The sequence below is a fragment of the Pseudomonas danubii genome, assembly GCF_042980055.1.
Classification (GTDB): Bacteria; Pseudomonadota; Gammaproteobacteria; order Pseudomonadales; family Pseudomonadaceae; genus Aquipseudomonas; species Aquipseudomonas danubii.
Genome location: NZ_CP116502.1, coordinates 1,161,989 through 1,179,682, shown reverse-complemented (window position 1 = coordinate 1,179,682; position 17,694 = coordinate 1,161,989). Strand labels below are relative to the sequence as shown.

Here is a 17,694-nt window from a genome sequence, read left to right as displayed (position 1 = left end):
TATAGGATCCGGAAAAGTGGCTGGTAAGGGCTGAAAAATTGGCTGGTGTATGCATTGCTCCATGCTAAGGAGAACTTTCCGTTCCCGTCTTCAGAATATTCTTAATGCCAGGAGGCTTAAGAAATTTCTTATATTTTAGTTTGTCTGCTTGCCTGTACCTTTGTGCTGATGGTAGCCGCCGTAGACGTAGCCGGCGTCACCCAGGCCACGGAAGCACCGTGTGTGAAGACGCCTGATATACCGGTATCGAGAAGTGCGAGGAACACGAAAGTCGTGAGCTGATCTGGCAGATCGCTGTCGGCCGTAGTACCTATTCAAAGTTGAATAAACGCAGCCGAATCTACAAGGTCAAGCGCAAGATCGAATACTGCAAAGCGCAGGCACGGGCCGAGGTTGAGTGTCCATTTTGGGTGATCACGCGCCAGTTCGGTCAGATTAAAAGGCGCTTCCGTAGTCTGACCAAGAACGCGGCACAGCTGGTGACGCTGTTTGTATCATCGAATCTGTGGATAGCTCACCGACATTTACTGAGCTATGCATGAGAGGTACGCCGCGTAATGCGGGGAATAGCCGCCGCGAGGTGTTTGAAGCGGCTGAAAAATCAGGAATGAGTGAATAATTTGAGCGTTTTGGATCGGTTGTTCATTTTCAAAATCGGCAATGCCCGAAGTTAGCTGAAATATATTGGTGATTCTCCATCCAATATTGTGAGGTCATGTTGAAACTCTCGTTGCAAGTAACAAAGTTAACCCAGTGCGCTCGCTTCCTGATGGATGTTATTGAGCTGTCGATGTTTTTGAGGATACGCCCCTCCACATTAAGAGACCGGTATTTGAAGGGGGTGATGGTTTATGTACTTGTATTTCCAGTTGCGCAGTACAGTGACCGATCTTGGGCTCTAGCAGTGAGTGACGGAGCAGAGCATGTCTTATCCAACGGCACGCTCGTGACTACGAACGCTGACGGCGTCCCAGGATATGGAGTACTTGTACGCAACCCAGGTTCATCGGTTGTTGCCAATAACTTGCAAGTAACGACCTCGGGGCAAAATGCCGTGGGGGTAAAACTGGAGAACGTAGGGGCGATACATCTGGTAGGTGGCAGTATCCAGACAACTTCCAGCTCCGGTAACAGCAGCAGCGCCGCCTACGGCGTCTGGGTCACGGGTAAGGGGCTCGCCGAACTTGCCAATCTGGCCGTTAGCACCTCAGGTGCTTTTGCCCATGGCCTTTATGCCTTTACGGACCCCGCCCTCGGCCAGAACGGTATCGTTGCGCGTAACGTTACGGTCAATACGTCGGGCGCCACTGCATACGGCGCAAGCGCTGTTTCCAAGGCCAGCATGGAGTTGTCTGGCGTCTCGATCACGACATTGGGCGCCGGGGCCCGCGTGGTCAATGCACAGCGTGGAAACGTGAGGATTTCGGACAGTACCTTGCTCAGCACGGGTGACAATGCTCCAGGCCTTATGGTCCTGGGTGATGATTCCGGTGTTGGCTCACATGTCGTGGTCACTGACACCTCGGTGGAAACACGAGGCTCGTTATCCAATGCTGTCAGGGTGGAAGGAAAAAGTACGTTGTCCTATTCCGGTGGCTCCATCCGTACCCTTGCGCCAGGGGGTACCGGGTCATTATCGGCCTATGGTGTTTGGGTCACCGGTGGCAGCTTGGCCAAGCTTAGCCATCTCACGGTCAATACCAGCGGCACTTACGCCTATGGGCTGTTCTCCACCTATAAACCGACGGTTGATAGCGTCAGTATCAGGGCCTTGGAGGTGGGCGTTGAAACCACCGGTGCCAATGCCCACGGCGTGTATGCACACTCCAATAGCGCAATTGAATTCGCTGGCGGCCAGATAAATACCAGCGGCCAGTCTGCCACTGGCGCTCGCGCAGAGGCGGGCGGCACTTTGACGTTGAGCGATTCATCCATCACCACCACCGGGAATGCCAGTGCTGGGTTGCTGGCTACCGCCAATGCGTCGGGCCTACAGGCCAACGCAGTTGCTGACAACGTGGTCATTTCAACCTCCGGTACGAGTGCGGCAGGTGTCGCGGCCTTCCAGCAAGGTTCGAGCGTCACCCTGAGTCACAGCACTGTGAGTACCCGTGGCGACCGGTCAAGTGGTCTTTCGGCCGAATCCACTGCCGTGCTTGCCGTCGATCATACGGCGATCCAGACACAGGGTACCCTCGGCTATGGAGTACGCGCCTTCAACAACGCTGCGGTGAACCTCCAGGGCAGCACGATTGCAACGTCAGGAGCCCAAGCCAGCGCACTGTATGCAGAGGGCAACAGCTGGATTGATGTCATTGATTCGACCATATCCACACAGGGGGCCTCCGCTCACGGTATCGAGCTATCGTCCGCAAGCCAGGTGAACCTGAGCAATAGCTCGATCGTGGCCACAGGGACAGGCGCCAGCGGCATCCTGGGGAAGTTCTCAGCGCCGGGGACGAACAATGAGGTGGCCCTGACCGACAGCCTGATTCGCTCCTCAGGCACCGGGGTCAGCATCACAGGTGGGGCCAGTGAAATCTCATTGGTACGTTCAAGCATCACCGCCGACAATGGCATTGCCTTGGACGTGGTGGGCAAACTCAACCTAACAGTTACCGATCATTCATACCTGTCGGGCGCCGCCTTGAAAGACAACGGGGGCAGCGTTTCAAATCTAACTCTCAGCGATTCAAGCCTCTGGAACATGAGCGGCTCCTCAAGACTGACCCGCCTGGTCAATGACACGAGCAGCATCGTTTTTTCCAGCCCCGATAACCCGGTAAATGCCAGCGACTACAAGACACTGACCGTCAACAATTATGTTGGTAACGATGGTCGTATCACCTTGAACACCAGACTCGGGCAGAGCGATTCGCTATCTGACACCTTGGTGATTGACGGTGGTCATGCGTCCGGAAACACTTATCTGCTGATCAATAACGTGGGAGGGCTGGGGGCCTTGACCACCGGTGATGGTATCAAAATTATCGATACTGTGAATGGTGGCACCACCGACAAGGAGGCCTTTGTCCTGGGGAGTCGTGTCGCTGCAGGGGCATACGAATACAGCCTCTACCGGGGTGGGCAGGCCAATGCGGATAGCTGGTTCTTACGCTCAACCACTGAAACCTATCGACCCGAAGTACCAGTCTATACGGTGGCGCCAGCACTGATCAGCCGCTTTGGTCTGGCCATGCTAGGGACGTGCGATGAGCGCATGAGTAGTTATGTCGGCGTGCGGGCCAAGTGCGGCGAGGCACGCCCCAATACCCTGTGGGGACGAGTGTTTGGCGAGTCCGGCGATGTCGAGTATGGCACTGGTAGTCGGCTTGATCGGTTCAAGGACTTTCAGAATCACGGCCCTTCCTATGACTATGATATCGGCGGCTTCCAGGTCGGCATGGATACATGGGGGCAAAAACTGCAAAGCGGTTCAAGCAACACCGCAGGTTTCTATGTCGGCGCGGGCACGGTGCAGGCGACAATCGACCAGATTCATGGCGCCCGAGCTGGTAAAACATCGATGAACGGTTACTCGCTTGGCCTGTACGGCACCCATAAAAAACCATCGGGCTTTTATGCCGATGTGGTCTTGCAAGGCACCCGCTACAGCCATATACGGGCGGGCGGCCAAGGCGAGCAGGCGCAAACCCTGAAAACGGATGGTTGGGATTTCAGCGGCTCGCTGGAGGGCGGTTATCCGCTGGCGCTGGGCGATGGCTGGATGATTACGCCCCAGGCCCAGGCGGTGTATCAGCGACTGATACTTGACGATGCCCGCGATGACTTCGGCCAGGTGCGTTACAGCAATGAGGGCGTGATTCACGGCCGCCTGGGAGGGCGCTTGAGCAAGGACTGGATCACCGAGAATCGTCGACAGATCACCACGTGGGGCCGGGCCAACACCTGGCATAGCTTCGGGGCCCAGGCGAAAACCACCTTCACTGATCTGGTGGGCGCCCGTCCGGTGGTCTTGAGCACCGATTTGGGGGGAACCTGGGCTCAGCTGGGCCTGGGGGCGTCTGGCTATGTGAGCGACAAGGTCAGCGTTTCAGTTTCCGGGGACTACAACTTTGCTCTTGGCCAGGGCGATGGTTCCAGCCTGGGAGGCACTGTCACACTGAATATTGCGTTCTAACTGCCATTAGTACTTGCTGCGAGCGTGCAGCAGGTCCACGGTGCTGACTACGTGCAGCAAGCTAACGATTACATGGAGCGCTTAAATTGGGCAATAAATGTCTATGAAAAACTCTACTATCGTCTTGAGCCCATCCCTGCGGTTTGCTCGCTGGTTACGTGCCTCCCATTGCGAGTTGAGGTCCATACGAAGGCCACTTTAATCCTGTTTCATAGGACTTCGCCTGCGCTTCCCGGTCAGTCAAGCGCGCTCGTATTTGGTCTGCGGCTGCAAGATAGGCGGCGTTTAGGCCGAGAAATCAGGACCTGCGGGAGCAGGATCTGCACCTACCTATCAAGATTGCTGACCGCAATGCTGGTATTCTTCGTCAGGCCTGCCTTTTCTGCGAATCTCGATCAAATCATTGTCAATGATGCCTCCGGAAGCACCCAGCTCACGCTGAATAGCGGCGACAACGTCATGCACACCGGCACAGGCGCCGCGATCGACGTATCCGTCGTTGGCAGCGCGGTGCGCGGCGAGGGAGTCACCGTCACCGCCGGCTCGGGGGCCATATCCACCATCGGCGTGCGCGCCCTTACTGGCGGCGTCGTTGAACTGAGGGGCAGCACCGTCAATGCGTTTGGGGCCTTCAAGCCGTCGGTGCTGGCGGCCTGATTAAGACCAGTCAAACTGATATTTCCACGCAAGGAGCGTCTTTCCGCGGCGCTGACGCGCCAAATGGCGGCCGTATCACGATCCAAGGTGGGTCTATCGTAGCCACTGGCTTCAATGCGAACGGCGCAAACTCTGCAGTTACACTGCGCGATTCCGTGGTCAACGCCAGCAGGGGGCGCGAGCGCCGGAATGGGGGGCTTCGAGATAGACGGCGGTAGTTTTACGGCTGCTGAGAGCGGAATCTACCTTGGTTCGGGTGGTGCCGCTTACCTCCGCAACGCCACGCTTACGTTCACAGGCGACCGCCTCGGCGGCTTCAATTGGAACGCCAGCAACACTTCGGCCGTTGTTGATAGCGTGACCATTCGTGTGTTAGGCGTAGGAAGCTGCGGCGTCTGGCTACCAAGCGCCAACACCACTTTTACTGCCACCCGCTTCGACATCGAGTCGGCGCATCTCGGCATTGACAACTGCGCAGGCTCGGTCACGCTGACAGACGGCGTAGTGACTACGTTGGGTAACAACGCCCACGGCTTGTATGTCTCGCGCGAGTACGGCATCTCGGCCAGCATCAAGGCCACCCGGGTCAACATCGACGCCCAGGGCGACGGCGCGGTCGGCGTGCTAGGTTCTGTACGAAAAGTACTGTCGTAGGCACCGCAGCGTGCAGGCCGGTGTGACCATGGCGGCAAAACTTCTTGCCAGCTTGTCGTAGCGAGTTCCGATCCTGCGATTCTCCTTCAGCCAGCCAAACATACGCTCGATGATATTACGCTGTCGGTACTTGGGACGATCAAACAGTCTCGGCAGCCCCGGCTTTGGTTTGCGTTTTATGCTGCGCAGAGGAATCACCGGCTGCATCCGATACCGATCGCAGTAGCGACGCAACACTTCGGCGTCATAGCCTTTATCGGCCAGCAACCATCGGTCGCGTTTGTGGGGGCGACCGCGCAAGCTGGGTATGTACGTTTCATCGAGCAACGGCTGAGCACAAGCGATGTCGCGGACTTTTCCGCCCGACAATAGAAATTTCAGTGGCACACCATTCGCATCGCACAGCAGTGAACCTTGGTCGTCAGGCCGCCCCGGCTGCGTCCGAGCGCGTGATCTTGTGGTTCTTCAGGCCCCCGTTTTTCCCGGCACCAGAAGAGGCCCGGGTTGCTCGTACTACGGTGGAGTCAATCATCCAGGTCTCCAGCTCAATTAACCCTTGCTCGTTGAGCTTGATGTGAAGCCGTTTGAACATCTGGTCAAACGCTCCCCGATTGCGCCAGTCACGAAGGCGTTGATAAACCGTTGATCAGGGGCCGAAACGCTCGGGCATGTCGCGCCAGGCAGCGCCAGAACAAAGCACCCAAAGGACACCGTTGAGCATCAAGCGATCATCTGTTCGTGGGCGCCCGCTACGGCGAGGTTCATCGACGATATCTGCAACCAAGTCCCAGGCTGCGTCGGGAAGTTCGTACCGTTTGGTCATCGTGGGCTCCTGCCTTTGATGGACGCGGACTGTACTGAATCGTGACGCCAGTGGTATTCAAATTGGTTCGGCGAATTTCGTACAGAGCCTAGGCCACAATAGCCGAATGCCACCGTACACCTCACTGCTCTGCTTGATAGCGTTTTACCCTAGCCCAGTTGACGGCTTTGGTATCAACGCCACCGGCCTCTATCACCACCCTGGTGGTCGGGGTTAAAGCACCACCAGACCGGTCGGCAGTGATTAAGCTGGGTACCGTCACCCCCTCGCTAAAATCGACGGTAACGGTTAGCTGGTGCTGTTTGGGCGCAAGAAGAACAGCATCATGCGTGGCAGCGCGGATATCAGCCCGGCGTGCGTGCATCATGACAAATTAATCAGAATTCAGCGTCTCAGTACGCAAGCCATCTGCTGATGGCTTGCGTCTATTGAATGCGCCGGAGGCAACCTGAAAGATATAAATCGAGACCATCGCTGGAGGTAGTGTAAGCGCGATAGCGACTGTAAGTCGGATTTGCGACTAGCCTGATCTGAACTTTCTATCTGCGAACTGGGGAATTTTAATGAGAATTACTACCGTCCGGCTTCTACCGCACCTCGCTGGGCTAGGTGCTTTGTTTCTGAGTGCGACGAACGTCATAGCGCTAGATAGTCCCACCAGTAGCGACTCGGTACTTCCTCAAGCGCTGATTGATAAGGTCAGCACGACCCTTGATACAGACACGCTGCGCCTCACCGCTATCTTCAAAGACCTGCATCAACACCCTGAGATTGCATTCATGGAAACACGCACCGCGGCTATTGTTGCCAAGGAACTGAAGAGCCTTGGCTTTACGGTGACCGAAGGCATTGGCAAGACCGGGGTCGTCGCGATACTCAAAAATGGCCCGGGACCAACGGTTTGGTTCCGGGCCGATATGGACTCAAACTCGGTACGTGAAACGACAGGGTTGGCCTATGCAGCTAAAGAAAAGCAGCGCTTGCCCGATGGCAGTGAAATCGACGTGATGCATGCTTGCGGGCATGACGCTCATGTCACATGGCTGCTGGGACTGGCCACGGCCATGGTGGCCATGAAGACCGATTGGTCAGGCACTCTGGTGGTGTATGCACAGCCTGCCGAGGAGGTGGGGCTCGGGGCGCAGGCGATGGTCGATGATCGTCTGTGGGAGCGTGGTTTCCCGAAACCCGACTATGCATTTGGCACCCACACGGCTCCTGGTCCGGTTGGGACCATCTCCAGTTCACCGGGTGTACGCATGGCCGGTGTCGATCAACTCGATATCACTTTCAATGGGCTCGGGGGGCATGGTTCTACGCCGCAAATGACCATCGATCCCGTGGTCATGGCGGCGCAAGCGGTCATGAGCTATCAAACCATCATCAGTCGTAACCTCGATCCCCAGGCATCTGCGGTGTTGTCGGTCGGTTCGATTGTCGCTGGGCGCGACAACAACGTTATCCCGGAAACTTCTGTCTTGAAGCTCAATTTACGCTGGTTCACTGCAGACGTTCGCGAGCATATGCTCAAGCGAATTGATGAGATCAACCGTGGTATAGCCATCGCTGCGGGCGTCAGTGCCGACCAGATGCCGACGCGATTGATGAAGGGCAATTCAGGGCCACTGATCAATGACAAGGCGCTGGTTGCCAGGATCAACCCCTCGCTGGAGGCGTTGCTCGGGCAGGGCAAGGTGATTGATCATTTTCCGGCCGTTATGGGGTCGGAAGATTTCCAGGAAGCTTTCAAGCCGTTGGGAACGCCTTATACTTTTCTGCTAGTCGGTGTTGCACCACCAGAGCTCTTTGCCAAGGCTCAGGCTGAGGGTCGTCCATTTCCGTACTCGAACCATAATCCAGACTTTTTTGTCGATCTGTCAGCCATTGCGTTGGGTGCCAAAGTCAACACCGTAGCGGTCTTGAGCATTCTGGCGAAACGTTAAGGTGGGCACGGCGCAGAGCACAAGCAGTTGTGCCTGCGCCACTGCTTCAGGATCAGCAGAGCGCTAGGGCTCAGGTTCTTCTGTATGCAGGATTGCAATTTTCATCTCCCTGGCCTTGGTGTAGATATAACGAACTTTTTCGTACTCGAATGGTGAGTTCAACTGGCCGTAGCGAAAATTGACCTTGTCGCGCGTATCAATTATTTGTAGAACCCAGATCTCAGGATAATTCTTGCTGGTTGTCGAAATGTTGAGAGCATCAATTTTCTGTACCGCCGCTATGTCGAAAGCGAGGCCAGTTGTGTCTCGTAGATTCGAGGGGCCGAACACCGGCAAAACCAGATAGGCTCCTCCAGGAACTCCATAGAAACCTAATGTTTGGCCAAAATCCTCGTTTTGTCTGCGTAACCTCATCTCGGTCGCCGGATCCCACACACCAGCCACCCCTAGGGTGGTGTTGAGCAAAAGGCGAGCGGTGTTTTCCATCGATCGCTTGCCCCTGAGTTGCAACAAGCTATTTAACAGATTGGGAATATCGCCCAAGTTGTTGAAGAAGTTACTGACACCTGAGCGTACAAAACGTGGTGTGAGGTAGTGATAGCTATCGACCATGGGCAGCAACACCCACTGATCAAAGCTATAATTGAAGTGGTAGACCCTACGATTTAGCGGTTCCAGCGGATCATCGATACCAAGAGCATCGAGGGTCGAACTTTTTTCTGAGGAGGCAGACTCTCTTGAAATTGAATTTCGCTTGCCATCGAATGAGTCGGGCCATTTTTACAGCAGCCTGTCCGAGTTTGTCGCGCGAAATGGTTCGCTGGGCAAGGGGCAATTCCCGAGCAATGTTTACATCACTGAGCTTCGCTGGGCGGACAGCGATGACATTGAGCCCACGGAGATCAAGTCTCTCAGACGCGTTTGTCGGCTAATTGAGTTGCTTGCGCTACTAGCGATCGGTGTTGACAAAGACAGTAGCCCGGACGGCTATAACCTATTTTTTGCCCTACCACCTGACGGGGCGAAGCCCCCGAGGACATTTCTGCTCCCTACTCAGGTCAACGTCAAAGTGCTCGATTATGAACTTAACCACTTGAGCTTATTGGAAGAGATTCTCAATCGAAAAAATGAAAATAAAGCTCACCTCTCTGAACGCAAATTGATGATTCGGATGGCCGTCGCGAGCGTCATCGAGAAGTTCGAAAGCGAGCCGAATTTGCTTCTGGTGATCGTGCGGGAGTGGCGAGAGGTCTTGGCCACTTACCGCGCCAACCTCCAAACGTATGTCTATAGCTTCTCGTTTGAGAGGGTTCGTCGTGAAGTGGCCCAGGCTGAAATCGACTATGGCACCAAGCTGAGTGGAGTGCTGGGTGACATTGCCGGCAAGATGCTCGCCCTCCCGATATCGTTGGCCGGTTTGGTAGCTCTGGAGAAAACCACCTCAAAGTTCGAAGGTTTTATCCTTGTCCTCGGCCTGGCTGTGGTCTCGGTAGTTCTGCTTGCGATCTTGCACAATCAAATGCTCCAAACGGGGCGCCTGCTTCATAGCTTCAATGTCATCTTCGATGATTTTAAAGACAAGATAAAAACCTACCCACCAAAGCTCCAACGCCTGCTTAGGATCACCATCGATCAGGTGGACAAGCAGGGCCTAACACTGACCAGAACCTTTCGGTTGCTGAAGGGGCTGTCCTTGATACCAATTCTTGGAGCTTTAGTGTTGGCAACGATCAAGTACTGGGACGGCATTGTTTGGCTTTTGATGACTATTCGCGGTGTCTGAACCGATACGGTCTCGCATACCGGAATGCCTCTGTATGGATCATCAGGGGGGCCTCCAACGATTCGCCGATTCACTCAAGGTGAGAGCCGCTCGTCGCACTATTCGGCATAGGCTGGTCCAATGAACGGTTATCCAATGACGTAATCAGCTGCGTGGGCGAGCATACGGATGCGTCTTCTCTGATTCACGAAATGAGAGCCGGACCATCATGAATGAAAGTGAGCGCTGGACAGTCAAGTGCCAAGATACCGCAGACGGTAGCGGTGATGTCATCGTTGATTTACCTCCAGAGCTGCTTGCCAAGCTCGGGTTGGAAGTTGGGGACGATCTGACAATCACGACAACGAAGGATGCAATCGTGTTAAGGCCCATCCGTGGCACAGCATCACTGCTGACCGTGTTTACTGGAGTCCTGCGTGATGATGCTTATCATGCCTATCGTATCCGCCTTGAGGCGTCTCTCCATATCCCCTTGGGTGCTTCAGATCAGGATATTCACGAGATTATCAAAGCGGGCTTTTCGGCCAACCTGATAAACGCGCTTGGCGAGTCAGGAACCATAAGTGCTGAAGAGCTCGACAAAATCATTCCGCTCAAAACACTGAAATCAAAATTGGCCAGCAATCAACGGTTAACTGTGAGCGAAAGCGATCGACTTTTTCGTGTTGCACACATTAATGCCATGGCCGAGGTGATCTTCGGGGACGCTGGGAAAGCAGAACACTGGCTTTCAACACCAAAATCCCGTTTTTCGGGCTCCAGTCCATATGCGATGCTATCTACGACTCAAGGCACACATCGGGTCGAGGAAATGCTGATTCAGGCAGCTGAAGGCATGTCATTTTGAGGCGGTTGCAGCTAACCAAACACCATCACAATGTGATTACTCGTTGGGTGTGCCCTCAGTGTCAAAATATATTGTTGAAAATCATGTTTGGTTTAGTCAGATTGACCGGTAGGTGTCAAAACATTCAATCAGCCGGCGCACTCTGTTGAGCCGTTTGCTCCAGCGTTTGCTGAGCTGTTGGTGTCAAAATATTTTGTTCAGCACCAAGGCGGCTGTGAACCCATCACCCAGAAAGTCCCGGCTTGTGCACAGGCCGGGACTTTTTATTGAGCTGTGGAAAACCTATGAAGCTGCGTTTGATTTATGGATGGACGCTGGTCCTGATGCTGGTTGTCCTGCTGCTGGGCGGGCTGACCCCGGTGCTGTCCAACAGCCTGTTGCTGCTGAAGGATCGGGCCAACTTCATTCCCGCCGAATCCTCCATCTGGACCTTCGAGCCGACCCTGATTAATCAGGGTTCTTCTTCCTATTGGCTGTACGGGGAAGATCGGCACTACTACTTCTATTTTTCCTACGCCGAAGATCAGCCCTACCGGCTGATTGCCAAGAACAACCCGTGCCCGGGATTTGATCGGCACGATGTCGGCACCTGGTGTATCCCCTGAAGCCGGAGCCCTGGATTATGCTGCTGGCTCGCGGCGCTCACCGGGCAGGCGCCGGCAGCTGAGGTAGGGCATGGACAGGTTCCAGGAAATGCAGGTGTTCGTTTGCGTCGCTCAGGAGCAAGGCTTCGCTGCTGCCGCTCGGCGCCTGAGTCTGTCGGCCGCCAGTGTGACCCGCGCCGTCGCCGCGCTGGAGCAGCGCATCGGTACTCAGTTGTTGATCCGCACCACTCGCAGCGTGCACCTGAGTGAAGCCGGGCAAGGCTATCTGGAGGATTGCCGGCGCATTCTGGCCGAGGTCCAGGACGCCGAGGCTTCGGCCGCCGGCATCCACGCCCAGCCCCGGGGCCAATTGACCCTGACTGCGCCGGTGCTGTTCGGTGACCTCTTCGTCACTCCGCTGCTGGTGCGCTACCTGCAACGTTATCCACAGGTCAGCGTCAACGCCCTGCTGCTGGACCGGGTGGCGAGCATGGTGGAGGAGGGCATTGATGTGGCGATACGCATTGGTGAGTTGCCCGACAGTGGCCAGCACAGCGTCCGAGTCGGCGAAGTGCGCCGCGTTGTCTGCGCCGCGCCGGAGTTTCTTGCCGTCCACGGCCGTCCCCAGCATCCCGATGACCTTCGCCAGGCGCCGGTGATCGCGCCGTCGTCCGTGGGCCAGGCGCGCAACTGGCAGTTCAACGATGCCGGTCGGCCCTTGAGCATTCGGCCCGAGCCGCGGTTGCTGGTGAGTGCCAACCAGGCAGCCATCAGTGCTGCCTGTCTGGGGTTGGGCCTGACCCGGGTGCTGTCCTATCAGGTCGCCGACCAGGTCGCGGCGGGGCAGTTGGAAATTGTCCTCCAGGCCTTCGAGCTGGCGCCCTTGCCGATCCATGTGGTGTACCAGGGCGGGCGCAAGGCGCCGGCGCGGGTGCGCAGCTTTGTCGACTTCGCCGTACAGGCCCTGCGTGAGCATCCATCGCTCAATCCTTGATCAGCGTTATTGCGCTGGATGAAAGGATGGATTGCGATTTCTGGTGATTCTGTTGTTTTTTCCCAGGGATCAAGATGGAGCTCCCAGCGCGGCACTTCGACCGCGCCTCGTTCGCGGAGTCGACCATGTCCCTGCTGCCGATCAAGTTCTACAACTTTCCCCGTTCCGGGCATGCCCATCGGGTCGAGCTGATGCTGTCCCTGCTGGACCTGCCCAGCGAAACCATCTTTGTCGACCTGGCCAAGGGGGCCCACAAGCAGGCGGACTTCCTCGCCCTCAACGTCTTTGGCCAAGTGCCGGTGATCGATGACCAGGGCGTGGTGCTGGCCGATTCCAATGCGATCCTGGTGTATCTGGCCCAGCGTTATGGTCAGGGCCGCTGGTTGCCCAGCGATCCGGTGGGCGCGGCCCAGGTGCAGCGCTGGCTGTCGGTGGCGGCGGGGCAGATCGCCTTTGGACCGGCGGCGGCGCGGTTGATCACGGTGTTTGGCGCCTCGTTCAATGCCGAGGAAGTCATCGCCCGTGCCCACGCGCTGCTCAAGATCATGGATCAGGAGCTGGCGAGCCGGCCCTTCCTGGTAGGGCAGCAGGCGACCATTGCCGATGTCGCGGGCTACAGCTACATCGCCCATGCCCCGGAAGGCAACGTGTCCCTGGACGCTTACCCCCATGTACGGGCCTGGCTGCAGCGTATTGAAGCCTTGCCCGGCTTTGTCCCCATGCCATCCACGGCGGCGGGTTTGAAAAGCGCCTGAAGAGCCACTCTGCGGAGGCCAACACATGAGCACGCATTCACCTTGGCATGCCGGCGAACGGCAATTGCAGATCCAGGCTGGGGTGGCCGAGCGCATGGAAGCCTTCGGCGCCAAAGTCATCCGTCCGGCCATGCCCGAGCAGCACCAGCAGTTCTTCGGACAACTGCCGTTCATCCTGGTGGGCGCGGTGGATGCCCAAGGCGATCCCTGGGCGAGCCTGCTTGAAGGTCCGCCCGGTTTTGCCCAGGCCCCGCAAGCCAACCTGCTGCGCCTTGCCAGCCTGCCGGCCGCCGATGATCCGCTGCAGTTGCAGGAAGGTGCGGCAGTGGGCCTGTTGGGGATCGAACTGAATACCCGGCGACGCAATCGTCTCAACGGTCATATCGGCGAGCTCGATAGCCGAGGCTTTTGCCTCAGGGTGCAGCAGTCGTTTGGCAACTGCCCGCGCTACATCCAGTTGCGCGATCTGCAACGGGTGCCCTTGAGCGATCCGGCCAGCCGCCCGGCCCAGCACCGACAGGACCTGGACCCGGCGGCCCGGGCCCTGATCGGCGCCGCCGATACCTTCTTCGTCGCCAGCTATGTCGATGTGGAGGGCCAGCGTGCGGTAGATGTCTCCCATCGTGGCGGCCCGGCCGGGTTCGTTCGGGTCGAAGGCAACTGCCTGACCATCCCGGATTTCGCCGGCAACCTGCATTTCAATACCTTGGGCAACCTGCTGCTCAATCCCCGGGCGGGTTTGCTGTTCATCGACTTTCACAGTGGCGAGTTGCTGCAACTCAGTGGGCGCACCGAGATCATCTTAGACGGCCCGCTGGTCAGCACCTTTCAGGGGGCCGAGCGCGTGTGGCGCTTTACCGTGGAGCGGCTGGTGCGGCGGCCGGCAGCCCTGTCCCTGCGGGGCTTGTAACGGGCCCTGGGCGCCTGCAGAAAAAAGTCCTCGCCAGCGATTGCCGCCAGCCGCGGCCCTGCGTAGGCTGGCGCGATCTCAAGGTTGATCATCTGCAGAGCGCCCGGTACGCCGGGGCTTTGTTGCGTTAAAGGGAATCAACGATTCATGCTGCCCCGGGTCTTGCTCCGCCTCTTCGCCCTATTGCTTTGCCCGGTGCTGCTCAGCGCCTGCCGCCACGAAGACGCCCCCCCTCTGGATCAACAACTCTACATCTGGCAACGGCAGTGGACGCCCGCCCACGCCGAAGCCCTGGCCGGTTCCCGGGCCGACTTTTCCACAGCCCGGGTCCTGGCCCTGCAGGCTTTTCCACAGGCTGGCTGGAGCCGTGCGCGGATCGACGCCGGCTTGCTCAAGCAGGATGCCCGGCCGTTGATCGCGGTGATCCGCCTCGACGGGCAACTGCCTTCCCTGGACCAGGACGAAATCATCCGTCAGGTCCAGCAACTGCTGACGGACTGGCAGGAGCAGGGCCTGACCCTGACCGGGATCGAGATCGACCACGATGCCGGCAGCGCGCGATTGCCCGCCTACGCCAAGCTGCTTGAGCGCTTGCGGGCTGTACTGCCGAGCCACCTGGCCCTGAGCATCACCGCCTTGCCGGCCTGGCTCGACAGTCGCGAGTTGCCGGGCCTGCTGGCCAAGGTCGACAGCAGCGTGCTGCAGGTGCACGCCGTGAGTGATCCTCGGCAGGGCCTGTTCGACCCACGACAAGCCGAGCAGTGGGCCAGGCGTTGGGCGCGTATCAGCGACAAACCCTTCTATCTGGCCTTGCCCGCCTACGGCGTCGCCTTGCTCCCCGCTGCCGAAGGCGCGCCCCTGGTGGAAAGCGAGGCGCCGCTGCGACGGCGCGGTCAGCGCCAGGAGCTGATGGCCGACCCCGAGCAACTGAGCCAGTTGGCCAGAACCCTGCGCAACGACCCGCCGCCGCATCTGGCCGGCCTGATCTGGTTTCGCCTGCCCCTCAAGGGCGATGTGCGGGCCTGGAGCCTGGAGACCCTGCGGGCGGTGGCCCGGGGCGATGCCCTGGCCGGCCAACTGGGCATCCGCCTGGAGGAACAGGACGGCCTGTTCGACATCCGCTTGAGCAACGCGGGCAACCTCGATCAGCCCTTGCCTGAACAACTGACCCTGGCCGTTGCCCAATGCGACGGATTCGACGGGCTGGGCGGCTATGCCGCGCAGCTGCGCGACGGCCAACTGCGGTTGACCCGGCAACAGAGCGGCCGCCTGGCCGCAGGTGCCAGCCGCGCCGTGGGCTGGGCCCGCTGTACAAAAATTGACCAAGGAGCTGCGCATGTTCGTCCCTAGATCCCGTCACCTGCTGTGCCTGAGCCTGTGCCTGCCCCTGGCTCCGGCCCTGGCCTGCGGACCGACTTTCCCCATGCGCCTGCTGGACGACCGGCCACAGACGCTGGCGCAGCTGCCCGAAGGCAGTTTCCAGTTCGAGATCAGCCGCCTGGGTCAGCCCATCGTCGGGCTCATGCCGGTCGCCAAGAATGGCTTCAGTGTCGATTACAGCCTGCCTGACAGCTATTCGGTGCAAGAGCGTAACTGGGCCGAACAGCAAGGGCTGGACCAGGCTCAGCAAACCCTGGTCGGCCAGCTGCGCAAGCTCAATGACGCACGCGTAGCGGAGCAACAAGGGGCCAGCCTGCCGCTGGAGATCAAGCTCTACACCGCGGGCGCCGTGGCCTTCAGCGCCGGGGATCATGAGTTGGCGGCGGAGTATTTCCGCAAGGTGCTGGCGCTGCCCGCCGAGCAACGCGCCCTGCGCAGTACCTGGGCGGCCTATTCCCTGGGGCGGGCCCTGTCCTTTATCAGCGAGCAAGCCAACGAGCTGGACGATCAGGGCCGGCGCGACATGCGCCAGTCGGCGCGCCAGGCGTTCGCCCAGACCCGTCAGTTGAGCATCGACGCCTTCAGCGACCCCCTGAGCCTGGGCGTCGCCAGCCTGGGGGAGGAGGCCCGCATCCTCAAGGATCAGAACGACTGGAGCCAGGCCATCGATCTGTATGCCATCCAGAACCAGCTGGGTTCGGAGGTCGGCTACAGCTCCCTGAAGCAGGTGGTGGGCGAACTGAGCGGCCTGCCGGACGCGCAATTGCTGGAGCAGCTCAAGCATCCTTCCGTAGCCCGCTTGCTCACCGCCTCCTTGATCTCGCACCAGGCCTGGTCCTTTGGCGAGCGGCCCGAGTCGGAGGTGAAACTGATCAAGCTGCTGAGCCAGGGCACTGCGGGCAGCTTCGACAACGCCGACCGGCTGGCGGCGCTGAATTACCAGAATGGCGATTTCGCCACCGCCCAGCAGTTGCTGGAGCATGCCGGCGATGGCGGCCTGGCCTGGTGGCTGCGGGCCAAGATGGCCCTACGTGATGGCGACAAGGTGGCTGCTGCTGCCGCATACGCCAAGGCCGCCGCGGCCTTCCCCCGAGACGAGAGCTGGGGCTTTCGCGGTGATTACGACGGCAATTACGAAGACCTCAAGCCCGGTTGCCGGGTCGAAGGCGAAAGCGCCCTGCTGGCCCTGGATCGTGGCGACTACGTGCAAGCCTTCGAGCTGCTCTACCGAAGCGGCGACATCTACTGGCACGACGCAGCCACTGTGGCGGAGCGGGTGCTGACCCTGGATGAACTCAAGCAGTTCGTCGATACCCAGGTACCCGCACCGCCGCCGACGCCCAAGCAGCCGGACGCCTACTACGAAACCCTGCCGATTGCCGCCCAGGTGCGCGAATTGCTCGGCCGGCGCCTGCTGCGCGAAGGCCGCTACGAAGAGGGTTGGGGCTACTTCGACAGCCCGGAGCGCCAGGCCATCGCCAAGGCTTACGGTGAGTACCGGCGCAGCGCCGAGTCGGCCTGGTTGCCCACGCGTCGGGCAGAGGCCTATTACCAGGCCGGCAAGCTGGCCCGTGCCTCGGGCATGGAGATCCTGGGTTACGAAATGGGCCCGGACTATCACAGCCTCTGGGGCAGCTACAGCCTGGAGATCCCGCCAGTGCAGGCCGGGCCCTTTGTCAGCGCCGATGAAGTGCAGCGTCAGCAAGCCACCACCGCCGCGCCCGACGTGCGTTACCACTACCGCTACCTGGCCGGGGAGCTGGGCAACCAGGCCGCGGACTTCCTGCCTCACACCAGCCAGGCCTATGCCGCGGTGCTGTGCAAGGCGGCGCGCTGGACCCGGGGCAGCGATGCGGAGATCACCTACTACCGGCGCTACGTGGAAAACGGTCCCTTTGTGGAGTGGGCCGGCAACTTTGGCATGAACTGCCAGGAGCCGGACTTCGGCAGCGCCAACAAGCGCTACCTGACCCAGTGGCTGTCGGCCTCGCGCACGGCGATGAGCGAGCACAAGCTGGCGACGGGGGCGGGGGCCGGCGTGGTGCTCGGGGCTGCCTATTGGCTGTGGCGCCGCCGCGTCCAAAGGGCCTAAACAAGACCTGTAGCCGCTGCCGCAGGCTGCGAACGAGCTGGGCGGCACTCCGACGCAGCGGTCGCGGCGATTGTTGGGGCGTGCGCATGCTGTCGGGAGATTGCCAGGCAAGGCCCTTTGGGCCTTTTCGC

At 58.9% G+C, this 17,694-nt stretch carries 12 protein-coding genes and 4 pseudogenes; 13 read left to right on the top strand and 3 right to left on the bottom strand.

Translation table 11 applies throughout. The features are described from left to right. Positions 1–218: 218 nt before the first annotated feature. The 4 genes and pseudogenes from PFZ56_RS05595 to PFZ56_RS05580 form a co-directional block, all read left to right on the top strand. Positions 219–542 (top strand): annotated as a pseudogene (locus tag PFZ56_RS05595) (transposase); the annotation flags it as partial. A gap of 173 nt (positions 543–715) precedes the next feature. Next, positions 716–4,141, top strand: coding sequence for an autotransporter outer membrane beta-barrel domain-containing protein (locus PFZ56_RS05590; protein ID WP_394304597.1), 3,426 nt, complete (start codon positions 716–718; stop codon positions 4,139–4,141). A gap of 351 nt (positions 4,142–4,492) precedes the next feature. After that, a complete protein-coding gene (locus tag PFZ56_RS05585) occupies positions 4,493–4,798 on the top strand; it encodes a hypothetical protein (RefSeq protein WP_394304596.1) in 306 nt (101 codons plus the stop codon). A 189-nt stretch (positions 4,799–4,987) separates the two neighbouring features. Beyond that, entirely contained in the window at positions 4,988–5,452 is a 465-nt protein-coding gene (locus PFZ56_RS05580) for a hypothetical protein (protein ID WP_394304595.1), read from the top strand. On the opposite strand, the pseudogene PFZ56_RS05575 reads toward PFZ56_RS05580, so the two are convergent. Both PFZ56_RS05575 and PFZ56_RS05570 read right to left on the bottom strand, forming a co-directional pair. Then, a pseudogene (locus tag PFZ56_RS05575) lies at positions 5,423–6,275 on the bottom strand (IS5 family transposase). The gene PFZ56_RS05580 and the pseudogene PFZ56_RS05575 sit on opposite strands and share 30 nt — an antisense overlap. Before the next feature lie 121 nt (positions 6,276–6,396). Next, on the bottom strand, positions 6,397–6,642 hold the full coding sequence (locus PFZ56_RS05570) for a hypothetical protein (RefSeq protein WP_394304594.1): 246 nt from the start codon (positions 6,640–6,642) through the stop codon (positions 6,397–6,399). A 196-nt stretch (positions 6,643–6,838) separates the two neighbouring features. Here PFZ56_RS05570 and PFZ56_RS05565 point away from each other — a divergent pair, with 196 nt between their 5' ends. Then, complete coding sequence (locus PFZ56_RS05565) at positions 6,839–8,218, top strand: amidohydrolase (protein ID WP_394304593.1); 1,380 nt, start codon at positions 6,839–6,841, stop codon at positions 8,216–8,218. Between the two features lie 63 nt (positions 8,219–8,281). On the opposite strand, the pseudogene PFZ56_RS05560 reads toward PFZ56_RS05565, so the two are convergent. Next, positions 8,282–8,929 (bottom strand): annotated as a pseudogene (locus PFZ56_RS05560) (VacJ family lipoprotein); the annotation flags it as partial. A 43-nt stretch (positions 8,930–8,972) separates the two neighbouring features. Between PFZ56_RS05560 and PFZ56_RS05555 the strand changes: the two are divergent. The 8 genes and pseudogenes from PFZ56_RS05555 (at position 8,973) to PFZ56_RS05520 (ending at position 17,563) form a co-directional block, all read left to right on the top strand. Beyond that, positions 8,973–10,001, top strand: a complete 1,029-nt coding sequence (locus PFZ56_RS05555; RefSeq protein ID WP_394304592.1) for a hypothetical protein — start codon at positions 8,973–8,975, stop codon at positions 9,999–10,001. Positions 10,002–10,209: 208 nt separating this feature from the next. After that, complete coding sequence (locus PFZ56_RS05550) at positions 10,210–10,848, top strand: antitoxin Xre/MbcA/ParS toxin-binding domain-containing protein (RefSeq protein WP_394304591.1); 639 nt, start codon at positions 10,210–10,212, stop codon at positions 10,846–10,848. A 284-nt stretch (positions 10,849–11,132) separates the two neighbouring features. Then, positions 11,133–11,453: a hypothetical protein gene (locus PFZ56_RS05545; protein WP_102862408.1), complete on the top strand. Its 321-nt coding sequence runs from the start codon at positions 11,133–11,135 to the stop codon at positions 11,451–11,453. 70 nt (positions 11,454–11,523) lie between these two features. Beyond that, positions 11,524–12,426 carry a LysR family transcriptional regulator gene (locus PFZ56_RS05540; RefSeq protein ID WP_102881384.1) on the top strand — a complete coding sequence of 301 codons (903 nt, stop codon included), beginning with the start codon at positions 11,524–11,526 and terminating at the stop codon, positions 12,424–12,426. Between the two features lie 125 nt (positions 12,427–12,551). Continuing rightward, positions 12,552–13,181 (top strand): glutathione S-transferase family protein, encoded by a 630-nt coding sequence (locus tag PFZ56_RS05535; RefSeq protein ID WP_110594511.1) that lies wholly within the window; start codon positions 12,552–12,554, stop codon positions 13,179–13,181. Between the two features lie 25 nt (positions 13,182–13,206). Further along, positions 13,207–14,082: pseudogene (locus tag PFZ56_RS05530) on the top strand (pyridoxamine 5'-phosphate oxidase family protein); the annotation flags it as partial. A gap of 156 nt (positions 14,083–14,238) precedes the next feature. Continuing rightward, a complete protein-coding gene (locus PFZ56_RS05525) occupies positions 14,239–15,441 on the top strand; it encodes a DUF3142 domain-containing protein (RefSeq protein ID WP_170001385.1) in 1,203 nt (400 codons plus the stop codon). After that, positions 15,428–17,563, top strand: coding sequence for a hypothetical protein (locus PFZ56_RS05520; RefSeq protein ID WP_170001386.1), 2,136 nt, complete (start codon positions 15,428–15,430; stop codon positions 17,561–17,563). Before PFZ56_RS05525 ends, PFZ56_RS05520 begins: the two co-directional genes overlap by 14 nt. Positions 17,564–17,694: the final 131 nt, after the last annotated feature.